General features: G+C 59.1%; 7 protein-coding genes. All 7 read left to right on the top strand.

Features of this window, described 5'->3' with window-relative positions; all coding sequences use genetic code 11:
* The first annotated feature begins 99 nt into the window (after window positions 1–99).
* The gene (locus tag E6C55_RS17320) at window positions 100–1,245 is read left to right on the top strand and encodes a LacI family DNA-binding transcriptional regulator (RefSeq protein ID WP_136371070.1); all 1,146 of its coding nucleotides are present in this window, start codon (window positions 100–102) and stop codon (window positions 1,243–1,245) included.
* Window positions 1,246–1,343: 98 nt separating this feature from the next.
* A complete protein-coding gene (locus tag E6C55_RS17315; RefSeq protein ID WP_136371069.1) occupies window positions 1,344–4,115 on the top strand; it encodes an alpha-mannosidase in 2,772 nt (923 codons plus the stop codon).
* 544 nt (window positions 4,116–4,659) lie between these two features.
* Window positions 4,660–6,297 (top strand): response regulator transcription factor, encoded by a 1,638-nt coding sequence (locus tag E6C55_RS17310; protein WP_136371068.1) that lies wholly within the window; start codon window positions 4,660–4,662, stop codon window positions 6,295–6,297.
* Window positions 6,290–8,083 (top strand): cache domain-containing sensor histidine kinase, encoded by a 1,794-nt coding sequence (locus E6C55_RS17305; protein ID WP_136371067.1) that lies wholly within the window; start codon window positions 6,290–6,292, stop codon window positions 8,081–8,083. Before E6C55_RS17310 ends, E6C55_RS17305 begins: the two co-directional genes overlap by 8 nt.
* Window positions 8,084–8,582: 499 nt before the next feature.
* Window positions 8,583–9,554 carry an ABC transporter permease gene (locus E6C55_RS17300; protein ID WP_136371066.1) on the top strand — a complete coding sequence of 324 codons (972 nt, stop codon included), beginning with the start codon at window positions 8,583–8,585 and terminating at the stop codon, window positions 9,552–9,554.
* Between the two features lie 20 nt (window positions 9,555–9,574).
* On the top strand, window positions 9,575–10,471 hold the full coding sequence (locus E6C55_RS17295; protein WP_136371065.1) for a carbohydrate ABC transporter permease: 897 nt from the start codon (window positions 9,575–9,577) through the stop codon (window positions 10,469–10,471).
* A 100-nt stretch (window positions 10,472–10,571) separates the two neighbouring features.
* The gene (locus E6C55_RS17290) at window positions 10,572–12,164 is read left to right on the top strand and encodes a DUF3502 domain-containing protein (protein ID WP_136371064.1); all 1,593 of its coding nucleotides are present in this window, start codon (window positions 10,572–10,574) and stop codon (window positions 12,162–12,164) included.
* Window positions 12,165–12,220 lie beyond the last annotated feature (56 nt).

Raw genomic sequence — 12,220 nt, 5'->3', positions numbered from 1 at the left:
ACATATTAAGTTTGGTTTTCAAATTCGTCGGTTTATTGTTATTCTATATTTATAGGCCATAACGTTATTGTGGAACATGAGGATACAGGGGGGCTCGATGTGGGGAGCAAGCCGAAGCTCTATCAGAATATAATTGAGCACTTCACGGCTCTCACGGACGAGGGCAAGCTCAAGCCGGGAGATCGGATCCCCACCGAACAGGAGATCGCCGAGCAATTCGGAGTCAGCCGAATTACGGTTATTCGGGCGCTGAGGGAGCTTGAATACCGGGGAATGCTTGTCCGAATCAAGCGGAAGGGCAGCTTCATCAGGGATGATTATGCAAGCGGGGGCGCCGCGGTCCAAGGGAATTCGGGCCAGAGCCGGCTGCGGATCATCGCCGTCGTGCTGCCGTTCGGGGAAGAGTACGGACTGGACATTCTGCAGGGCGTCGAGCAATTCTGCGCCGGTCAGGGCTATTATGTTACCTATCACAATACGGGATACAGCCTGGAGCGGGAACGCGAGGTTCTGCTTAGGCTGCTGGAGGACAACATAAGCGGCGCTATCGTATATCCTTGCGCCAGCGACCGGAACATCGAGCTGTTCGGAAGCCTGATGATTCGCCGGTTCCCGTTCGTCTTAATCGACCGCACGCTGGAAGGCTTGGATATCCCGTGTGTGGTGTCCGACAATTACCAGGGCGGCCAATTGATCACGCAGCATCTGCTTCAATTGGGGCATCGCAGGATTGCGTTCGTCTGCACCCGGTTAAAGGAGGCGGTGTCGATCATGGATCGTTATCGGGGCTATTGCAAGTCTCTGATCGACGCGGGCATCATGCCCCGAAGCGAATGGCTGCTTGAAGACGAGGAAGGGATGGCGGCCGAATGCGACGACTCCCCGAGCTGGCAATTGAAGCTTGCCAAGGAGCGGCTGGCGCGGGCGCTTAACGGCAAGGAGAAGGCGACGGCAGTCATTGCGATCAACGACAACTCGGCGGTATACCTGTTGAAGGCGGCTCAAGAAGCGGGGGTCAAGGTGCCCGAAGAGCTGTCCATCGTCGGCTTCGACAATCTATCCTTCGTCGCAATGCTGGACGTGCCGCTGACCACGATCGAACAGAAGTTTACGCTTCAAGGGAGAGAGGCGGCGGCAATGGTGCTGCGCCTGTGCGGCGAGGAGAACCCGTTCCGGGAGGCGGACAAGATCACTCTTGCCACGGAGCTGATCGTGCGGCAGTCTTCGGGCCGGCCGCATGAATAGACGAGCGATTAAGATGAGGAAGAACCGGGGAGGCTTGGGGCCGCCGGTTCTTTTTTTGTTATTCTATATTTAGATTGATTTCTTATATTTCATAAATTATGATATATCATATATTCGAATTCCTATTATATGCGGGAGTGAATCGCTTGAAATTACACAAGGCCCATGTCATCTCTCATTCACATTGGGATCGGGAATGGTATATGCCATTCGAACTGCACCGGTTAAAATTGACGGACATGATGGATCAATTGATCGAATTGCTGGAGCGGCAGGAAGGCTTCGAGAGCTTCCACCTCGACGGCCAGACGATTATATTGGACGATTACTTGGCCATAAGGCCGGAGCAAGAGGAGCGGCTGCGCCGGCTTGTGCAAGCGGGCAAGCTCATTATCGGCCCGTGGTATGTGCTTCAGGACGAATTCCTGACGAGCGGGGAGGCCAATGTTCGCAATCTGATGATCGGGCGGCGCGATGCGGAGAGGTTCGGCGCAGCGGCGCTCATCGGTTATTTCCCCGATTCGTTCGGCAATATGGGGCAGGCTCCGCAACTGCTCGTTCAAGCAGGCATTCGGACGGCGGTATTCGGCAGGGGAGTCAAACCGACCGGCGCAAACAATCAGGTGTTCGACGGAGCGAGCTTCGAATCGCCGTTCTCGGAGATGTGGTGGAAGTCGCCGGATGGCAGCTCGGTGCTTGGAATTCTCTTCGCCAATTGGTACAACAACGGGATGGAGATTCCGACCGATCCGGAAGAAGCCCGCCTCTACTGGAAGGCCCGGACCGCCAAGGCCGAAGCCTATGCATCGACCCGCCATCTGCTGTTCATGAACGGCTGCGACCACCAGCCTGTGCAGGCCGATCTGGCCGCCGCCTTGGCGACGGCTCGAGAGGTGTGCCCGGACATGGAGTTTATCCATTCCAACTTCGTCGACTATGTCGAAGCCGTGCGAGCGGAGCTTCCCGACGACTTGGCGACCGTGGAGGGAGAGCTTCGCAGTCAACGAACGGACGGTTGGGGCACGCTCGTCAACACGGCCTCCGCCCGCGTCTATATCAAGCAGGCGAACCAGTTGGGCCAGACGCTGCTTGAGAAGGTGGCGGAGCCGCTCGCCGCCTGGGCTGCCCGGTACGGCGCGGCTTATCCCCATGCGAAGCTGGAGTACGCATGGCGCAAATTAATGCAGAACCATCCGCACGACAGCATCTGCGGCTGCAGCATCGACGAGGTGCACCGCGAGATGATGACGCGGTTCGACCAATCCCGCCAGGTGGCTCAGGCCATTGCCGCCTCCGCCGCTCGGGAGCTTGCCGACCAGTTCGACACGTCCGCGTTCGCCGGGCACGCCGGAGCGATTCCGTTCGTTGTATTCAATACGAGCGGCTGGGAGAGAAGCGGCACCGTCGAGATCGAGCTGGAGACGGACCGCAGGGACATCGACTATTCGCGCGTTAAGGAGCTGACGTCGGAGCTGAAGGGACTGCCGAGCCCGGAAGGAACCGTTGTTAACGATCGGGGCGAGGCGATATCGGCAAGCGTGGTCGATTTGGGCTTCCGGTTCAATTACGACTTGCCCGACGCCCGCTTCCGGATTCCCTATTACGCCAGGAGGCTGCGCATCTCTCTGCAGGTCAGCGACATTCCCCGCCTCGGGGCCGCTCTATTCGCCTTGGTTCCGGGAGCGGGTGCCGCGGCAGCGGGAACGCCGGACCCGAACGATTCGACGCTCGAGAACGAGCGGATTCATGTTCTCGTTCATTCCGACGGAAGCTGGACGATGACCGACAAGCTTACCGGCCGCCTGTACCCGCATCTTGGCGCGTACGAGGATGTCGGGGATATCGGCTCGGAATACACCTTCCGCCAGCCGGAAGGGGAGGCGCCGTGCACGACTCTCGGCGTTGGCGCAAGTGTGACCTGTCTTGAGCGCTCCGATCGGCGGACGGTCGTCGAGATCGTGCATTCGTGGAGCGTGCCCGCAGGCGCCGACGATCGGCTGGCCGAGGAGAGCCGTTCCCTGACGTCGATCCCCGACAGGCAGGCGCAGCGCCGCTCCGACGAGGCTCCGCTCGAGATTCGCACGACGCTGACGCTCGATGCGGGGGCGCAGGGGGTGGCCGTACGCACCTCCTTCGATAATAAAGCGACCGACCACCGTCTCCGGGTTCTTTTCCCAAGCGGAACGGACACCGACGTGCACCGGGTCGACTCGGTCTTTGAGGTGGCCGTGCGTGCGAATTCGCCCGCTCCCGAGTGGACGAACCCGAGCAATTGCCAGCATCAGCAGGCATTCGTCGAGATCGGCGACCGGCGGGGCGGGCTCACGATTGCCAACCGGGGGCTTAACGAATACGAGGTTCTCCGCGACCCAAGCAATACGGTGGCAATCACGCTGCTTCGTGCGGTCAGCGAGCTCGGCGACTGGGGAGTGTTCCCGACGCCCGACGCCCAATGCCTGGGAGAGCATACCTGCGAGTACACGGTTATTCCCCATGCCGGAGGAAGCGACCGGGAGCGCTCGTTCCATCTCGCCTACCAGAGCCAGGTCCCGTGGACGGCCGTGCAGACGGGAGTTCATCCGGGCCCATTGCGCTCGGGAGACTCTCTTCTGCGTTGGAGCTCGGCCTCGGCTGCGCTCACCGGCGTCAAGGCGGGGCGGGAGGATAACTCGCTCGTTATGCGCTGGTTTAATATGACGGACGCTCCTTCGGAGCTTGAGCTGGATTGTCCCGACAAGGCCGTCTGGAACCGCTCCAACATTCTCGAGGAGCTTCTCGCTCCTGTCGAGGCTTCCGGAAGCGGCGGCGCCACAGTCGAAGTGCGGCCCTACGAGATTCTGACGCTATGCCTGAAGCCGGAGCTGGAATAGTCGCTCCTGTTAATAATCCAAACGATCGAGGACGGTTGCTGCCGGCCCGTTCTCGTTTGGATTGTTTTTTTTGGGGCGGTTCGCCAGCGTGTCGCGTGCCCCTTACAAGGAGCAGCGAAACTGCCGATGAAGCTGGTGAGGCCAGTGAGGTCGTGGCGTCGACGAGGTTGGGCGAGTGGCGAGAGTGGGGGCGAGAGGGAGCCGTGGCGGCGATAGTGCCGATGGTTGCCGGGGTTTTATGCGAAATTTCACATTCGTGCTGCCCGATAACGGGCGATTTGGACGATTCTATGCGAAAAATCACATTCGTGAAGGCTGTTCCGCCCCAAACGACCCGCATATATGCGAAATTTCATATAAAACGCTCCAATTCCTGCGAATCCAAGCCGACGAATGTGAAAAATCGCATAAAACCGCGTCCGCCGTCGGATCAGTGCGAGGCGATCGGATGCCGTCGGATCAAGGGGCGGATCAAGAGACGGATCAAGGGGCAGCACGGGACGCGCAGAATGGCGACGAATGAAGTCCGGAAGGGTGAGGCGACATGCACAGCATACTGATCGTGGACGATGAGATCGAGATCCGAGAGGGACTCGCGGCCCGGCTATCTCGCGAGAATCTGGGCTTGACCGCCCTGTATACGGCTGCCGACGGCGACGAGGGATTGGCGATCGTCGAGCGGGAGAAGCCGGATCTGGTCATTACCGATATCCGGATGAACCGGATGTCCGGTCTGGAGCTGATTCGCCAGGCTCGAGAGAAGGGGCTGCTCATCCGAACGATCGTTATCAGCGGGTATGACGACTTCGATCTGGTCCGGGAAGCGCTGCAGCTCGGAGCGGCCGATTATCTGCTCAAGCCGATTCAGACGGACGAATTGCTCAAGGTGATCCGCAGAACCCAGGACGAGCTTCGGGCCGAGTGGAACGATATGGAGCTCCAGCAGCGGATGATGGGGGAATTGCGGCTTGCTCTGCCCAGGCTGCGGGCGGAGACGCTGACGGAATGGATCGAATCGCCGTATCTATCCTTCAAGGAGATCACGCTCTCCAGCCGGCTTGCCGCGCTGGAGCTGTCCTGGCTCGGCGGCGGTCCGTTGGCGATTCTTGTCTTCGAGGTCGATGATCTGAATATCGTTGCCGAGCAGCGGGGCAATCCGGAGCTTGAGAGACGGCTGATCCTGTTCGGGATCGGCAACGTGGTCGAGCAGACGTGGGAGGAGCAGTTCCCGGGTCGATTCGTGTTCTACCCCAGCGCGGGCGATCGCTGGGTGCTGACGGCGGAATGCGGGAGCGACGAGGAACGGGAACGCATCGTCGCTCTGGCCGCGGAATCGATCAAACGAATCAACCTGTTCGTCAAGGTCAATGCCAGCGCGGCGGTCAGCCCGGAGATCGGGCGTCTGTCCCGATTGCCTCAGATGTATCGAGAGGCATTGAGCCTGCTGGAGCAGAAGGCGGTATATGGCGGCAACAGGCTGATCCAGGACCTTGAGCCGGCGGAAGCGGAGGAGCTGCCCGAGATCGCCTTGCAGGACAGTGCGGCCATGATGGACTTGATCCGGTACGGATCGGAGCAGGAGCTGAAGGAGGCGCTGCGGCGCTTCGATCGGCTGGTGCTGAGCTGGCGGAAAGGCCCGATCAGCGATGTGCAGCAAGGCTTGTTCGGCTGGCTGATGGAGCTGTTCCAGAAGGCCAAGGGACTGGGCTGGAAGGGCGAGAGCTGGCTGCGCAATCCCATTCTGCTGTGGGAGCAGCTTGAACGGTACAATACGCTCGAGTCGCTTCAGGGCAAGACGGAGGCGCTGCTGCTCCAGTTGTCCCGGGAGGTCAAGGAGCAGACCGGCTCGCGGAATCAGATTCTCAAGGAAGCGGACTCTTATATGCGCAAGCACTTCCGTTGCAATCTGAGCTTGACGGCCGTCGCGTCCGAGGTGCATGTCACGCCGGTATGGCTCAGCAAGCTGTTCAAGAAGGAGATGGACCGAACGTTCCTGGAGCATCTCACGGACATCCGGATCGAGCAGGCCAAGGAGATGCTAGGCGACGTTAAATATCGAGTGTATCAGGTTTCTCAAGAAGTGGGTTACCGCGACCCGGTCCATTTTGCCAAAATATTCCGCAAGTCTACAGGACTCTCTCCGATGGAGTTCCGCCAGATGCGGGGAGTCGACGATGAGTAACTCATTCATTGGCCGGACGCTCTCCTTCCGCACGAAGATGATTGTTGTCTTCTTCCTGATCACCATCATCCCGTTCGCGTTCTTCGCGTTCTATTCCCACAGTCGGTCCGTCGAGGGGATTATTCAGGCGAATGCAATGTTCTCGCTCGATTACGCGGAGCAGTCGGCAAGCAATATGGACCAGTATCTGCAGAGTCTGAAGGATCAGATCAACGAGGTGATCGGCAACGATACGGTTCAGGAGCTGCTGGGCGGGGGCGGGACGATGGATGAAGGCGACTTCGTGTTGGAGATGCTCAACTTCGCATATGGCAAGAGCGTCACGGTCGACGCCTTCCGCGTTCGCATCTTCCCGATTCACCCCGATTCGTTCCCGATCTATAACGATGCGCTGGGGTACGCCCGATCCCCGGAGGAGACGGAGTGGTTCCGGCAGGCGGCCGGGTCCGTTACGCCGACATGGCAGTTGCTGCGACCGGGGGACAATCAGAATTCGGTGCCGCTGCTGGCCAAGTTCAACCGCTTCACAGGGCTGCACGACCGCATCCCGCGGGGAGTTGTCGAGACGGATTTATCCGACGATCAGCTAAGGCGATTCCTGTCCCCCTCTGCGCGGGTGGCCGACAATCGGATCTATCTGGTGAACGATGAGGGAGAGGTGCTGTTCGACTCCAAGGGCTACGAGAGCCGGGGGCGATTGCTTGAAGAGGAGGAGCTTGCGGAGATAGCCGGACGGGAGGGAAGCGGTTCGGAAAATCGGACGCTGAACGGGGTGCAGCACTTGGTAACGTACACCAACCTGACTCAGGAATCGTGGATGATTATCGGCACGACGCCGCTCTCCTCGCTTACCGGCTCGCTGGCCGGCGTGAATCGTTTGTTTGTCGTTTTCCTGGTTGTATACGCTCTCAGCAGCCTGGGGGTCGTCGGTTATCTGACGATCTCGTTCATGAATCCGGTTGCCCGGCTCGTTCAGTACATGCGCAGGCATAAGGTCGATTCCGTTCAAGCGCTGCCGCGTTATGTCAACCGGAAGGACGAGATCGGATGGCTGTATCGCGGCTACGGCAGCATGGTGGCAAGGATCGAGGAGCTCATCGAAGAGGCGTCCCGTTCGGAGCGGGTCAAGAACGAACTGGAGTTCCAGGTGCTGAGCCACCAGATCAATCCGCACTTCCTGTACAATACGCTGGAAGCCGTCCGCTGGAAGGCGGAGGCACACCATCAGACGGACATCAGCGAGATGGTCGCCAATCTCGGGAACCTTCTGCGGCTCAGCTTGAACGGAGGCAGCGAGATCACGACGCTGGGCCGCGAGATCGAGCAGGTCAATGCGTACATCTCCATTGAGCAGAAGCGGCTCGGGGAACCGCTGCGGACGATGTTCCTGGTCGACCCCGCCCTGCTCGAGCTGCCGTTCTTGCGGTTGCTGCTGCAGCCGCTTGTGGAGAATGCGATTCACCACGGGGTCCGCAACAATCCGGGCAAGGGCAAGCTCGTGCTGTCCGTCGCCCGGGAGGCGGACGATCTGGTGCTGACTCTCAGCGACAACGGCGTCGGAATGTCCGAGGACCAGATCGCGCGCTGCCTGGAGGGCGAGCCCGTGCCGTCCGGCAAGCTGCGCGGGGTCGGCGTTCGCAATGTCAACAAGCGGCTGCAGTTGTCCTTCGGCGAGGCGTACCGGTTGACGATAACAAGCCAACCCGGCGAGGGCACAATCGTTACGCTGCGCCATCCCGTCCTCCATTCCGCCGGCGACGAGGGGGATGGCTCCCGACGCTCCTGAGTCTTATGGGCTCGGCATGTCCCTCTCGTATGACGCTTCTGTACGAATTGCCTGTACGACGCCCGGTATCGCGCTCCGATGCCGGGCGTTTTTTGCAGCATGTGTATCAGCTCCCCGCCAAACCCGCCGAATGCGGGGACCCCATCGCCCCCGCCCAATGCGGCGACCGCCGAATTTTATGTGAAAAACCGCATTGGCGCAGGCCGGACACCGGTGCTTTGCCCGATTATATGTGAAAAACCGCATTCATGGAGAAAATTCCGGCCCGAGGTGCCGGATATATACGAAAAACCGCATAAAACGCCGCAAATTCCCGCAATCCAAGCCGATGAATGTGAAAATTCATATAAAATCGCCAAAGACATCCAGGCCAGGGACGACAGAGGCTAATATCCCCCCGGAAAGTTTAGGATCGCCTCATAGATGGCCCTGCCCCCCTCTGATAAGCTTATAGCAAGAGAGAAATCGGTGAATGCACCGATAGGAGGAGGGCTCCCGCATGAATACCATCGAAGGAACGGAAGCGGCGACGGCGGGGCCGCGAATCGCCAGGAAACGAGGCTTCCTGGGCGAGATGTCGAGGAACGGGTCGGTCTATCTCATGTTCCTGCCCGTGTTCGTTCTGCTGCTGCTGTTCAATTACCTGCCGATGGCCGGCATCGTCGTCGCGTTCAAAAATTATCAGTTCGCGAACGGCTTGTTCGGAAGCGAATGGGCCAAGCCGCTTCTGAACAACTTCGAGTATCTGGTCAGCTCGGAATACGCCTTCCGCGCCATTCGGAACACGGTATTGCTGAACCTTCTGTTCATCGCGACTGGGTTGCTGTTCGAGATCGGGCTGGCGCTGCTGCTTAACGAGATACGCAGCAAGTACTTCAAGAAGGTCGCTCAATCCATCACCTTCCTGCCTTACTTCATCTCCTGGATCGTCGTTGGCGTATTCACATACAACCTGCTTACGGACGTCGGGGTCGTCAACACCATTATCGGATACTTCGGGCACGAGCCGGTTGACTTCTACAACTCCCCGGGGCTGTGGCCGGCCATTCTGGCGCTGATCATGCGGTGGAAGGTGACGGGCTATGGCAGCGTCATCTACCTGGCGGCTCTGGCCGGCATCGACTCCTCCTACTACGAAGCGGCCTCCATCGACGGGGCGACCAGGTGGCAGCAGATGTGGTACATCAGCCTCCCGCTGCTCCGGCCGACGGTGATCATCTTGACGCTGCTGGCCGTCGGGCGAATCATGAACGCGGACTTCGGCATGTTCTATGCCGTCGTCGGCAGCGCGGCAACGCTCTATTCGACAACCGATGTCGTCGATACGTTCGTGTACCGGGGGCTGCGCATCAACGGCGATGTCGGCATGTCCGCAGCGGCGGGCTTCCTGCAATCCACGGTTGCCTTCGTCCTGGTGCTGGGCAGCAACCTGATCGCCCGCAAGCTGGACAAGGATTCCGCGCTGTTCTGAATCGGGAATAGGAGGAGCTTATGCAACACGCGAAGCGCAACTTCAAAGCGGGCTGGGCCCAAGCCGTCATGATCGGACTGCTGTCGGTCTACTCGATCTTCTGTCTGATCCCCTTCCTTATGGTGCTGAGCGGATCGCTCAGCACCGAGGCGGACATCTCCAAGTACGGCTATCGGCTGCTTCCGCTGCATCCGAATCTGGATGCCTATCATATTCTGTTCCTCGCGGCCGATCGCGTCATCGACGGCTACAAGATCAGCATCTTCGTTACGGTCGCCGGAACGTTCCTGGCGCTGCTCGTCAACTACATGGGCGGCTACGCGATGGCCAGGCGGACGCTCAGATACCGCAACGCCTTATCGATCTACGCTTTGCTCACGCTGATGTTCAGCGGCGGCCTGGTCCCGTGGTACATCGTGTGCGTGAACTATCTGCACTTGAAGGACAGCGTGTGGGCGCTTATCCTGCCCGCCTTGGCGCAAGGATTTAATCTCTTCCTGATCCGCAACTTCCTGCAGTCGCTTCCGGAGGAGCTGTTCGAATCGGCCAAGATCGACGGAGCGGGGGAGCTGCGAATCATGTTTACGATCATCGCGCCTCTTGCGACGCCGGTGCTGGCAACGGTCGGGCTCTTCATCGCCTTGAATTATTGGAACGATTGGTACCTGGGGCTCATGTTCATCGACGATCAGAGCTTGCAGCCGCTTCAGCTTATGCTGCGAACGATCGTCAGCAATGTGGAATTCCTGAAGAACTCGGGCAACGCCGCGGAGATGCAGCGCGTTGCGGCAACGCTGCCGACGGAAGGGGTCAAGATGGCTGTCACCATCGTGACGATCGGACCGATTATTTTCCTCTATCCGTTCGTTCAGCGCTTCTTCGTCAAGGGCCTCGTCGTGGGGGCCGTCAAGGGCTGACTAAGCGGGAGGCTGCGACTTCGGCTCCGGCTGCAATTCCGATCGCAACCTCCGTTTGGTATAGATCATTCTCATCATTCCTAGAAGAGGGGTAATTCAGTTGAAGCATGTTCGCACCCGCAATGCCATGTTATCGCTAATGTTGCTAAGCTCCTTCGGATTGGCGGCCTGTTCCGACAACGGCAACCAAACGGCCGGCTCGTCCTCCGGCTCCCCGGCGGCGAACAATTCCGGCTCGTCGCCGGCCGCGGCTTCGCCTGCGGCATCGGCGGAAGAGGAAGTGACGCTCCGCTTCTACTTCGGAGGGGACAAGAAGTCCGCTACCGACGAGGTGTGGAAGGCCGTCAGCGATTATGTTAAATCGAAGGGCCTGAACGTCAACTTCGTCATCAATACGATCCCGTTCGGCGATCCGTACTCCGAGAAGCTGCTGGTCATGTCTTCTTCCGGGGACGATTGGGATCTCAACTTCGATGGAGACTGGCTTGCGTACCGCCAGATGTCGGCCAAGGGAGCTTATATGACGCTCAACGATCTCCTGCCCGAGTACGCACCCAACCTCTATAAGGTCTATCAGGAGCAAGGAACGCTGGCGGCTGCAACGGTGAACGGCAACATTGTCGCGCTGCCCTGGACCATGAAGATGAATCTTCGTCCTTACGTCAAGTGGCGTTCGGACGTAGCGCTAGCCGCCAATATTCAACCGGAGGAGAACTCGATCCAGACCGTAGAGGACCTGTACGCCTTCGCTCATCAGTTGCAGGATGCGGCTCCGGATCAGAAGATCGGATTCCCGGCGGGATCGGCCTTGATGGAGTTCTTTCGGACGCGCGACGAGCTGCTCGACCTGTCCTCGATGGGGGCGAACCAGTTCGTCATTGATCTGAACGACCCGACCTACCAGGTCAAGCCGATCGAACAACTGCAGACTTATCGCGATCTGGCCGTCTATGCGAGCAAGCTGTATCAGGAAGGAATTATCAACAAGGACGTTCTGGTCGACAAGGAGGATGCGGCAACCAAGTATCGCAACGGGAAGATCCTGATGGCCAATTCCAGTCACGAGTGGACGTATGCGACGGAGACGTTCAGCGATCCGAGCTTTACCTCCAGCGGCTCGTTGCTCTATCCGGACAAGAGGCACGTCAACCGCACGGCGCTTGCCAATGTCGTGGCCATCAACGCGAACTCCAGGCATCCGGACCGGGTCCTGCGCTTCCTGGACATGCTGGAGACCGACCAGACGCTGTACGACCTCGTGCAATACGGCATCGAAGGCAAGACTTACGTGCTCGAAGACGGCATGGCGAAGTACCCGGACGGCATGGATTCCACGACCAGCAACTACATGGAATGGGGCGGCCAATGGGCATTCTGGAAGCCGCAATTCATGAGACCGACCGAGACGTACGGGGAAGGCTTCTGGGTGAAGGAAGCGGAATTCGCCAGCGAGCCGAACAACATCAACAGCCCGCTTGACGGCTTCACGTTCAACACTGAAGCGATCAAGAACGAGCTGGTGCAGCGCGATCAGATTTACTCTGAGCTGGGCGTCCAGATCGAAGCCGGAATTGGGAAAAACCCGGAAGCGAGCGTGGACGAGTACGTCTCCAAGCAGCAGAAGGCCGGCGTCGACAAGGTCGTTGCCGAGCTGCAGAAGCAGGTGGATGCGTTCATTGCAGCCAAGCAGTAGTCAAGCGGTAGTCAAGCAGTAGTCAAGCAGTCGGCCCTAATCGAATTCGCAAGTTG

The organism is Cohnella fermenti (genome assembly GCF_004801405.1).
Lineage (GTDB): Bacteria > Bacillota > Bacilli > Paenibacillales > Paenibacillaceae > Cohnella > Cohnella fermenti.
This window is presented reverse-complemented; position numbering and strand designations above follow the sequence as displayed.

Coding starts and splice junctions, on each gene's coding strand:
- E6C55_RS17315 (WP_136371069.1), top strand. CDS start 1,344: ATGATATATCATATATTCGAATTCCTATTATATGCGGGAGTGAATCGC.
- E6C55_RS17310 (WP_136371068.1), top strand. CDS start 4,660: ATGCACAGCATACTGATCGTGGACGATGAGATCGAGATCCGAGAGGGA.
- E6C55_RS17305 (WP_136371067.1), top strand. CDS start 6,290: ATGAGTAACTCATTCATTGGCCGGACGCTCTCCTTCCGCACGAAGATG.
- E6C55_RS17300 (WP_136371066.1), top strand. CDS start 8,583: ATGAATACCATCGAAGGAACGGAAGCGGCGACGGCGGGGCCGCGAATC.
- E6C55_RS17295 (WP_136371065.1), top strand. CDS start 9,575: ATGCAACACGCGAAGCGCAACTTCAAAGCGGGCTGGGCCCAAGCCGTC.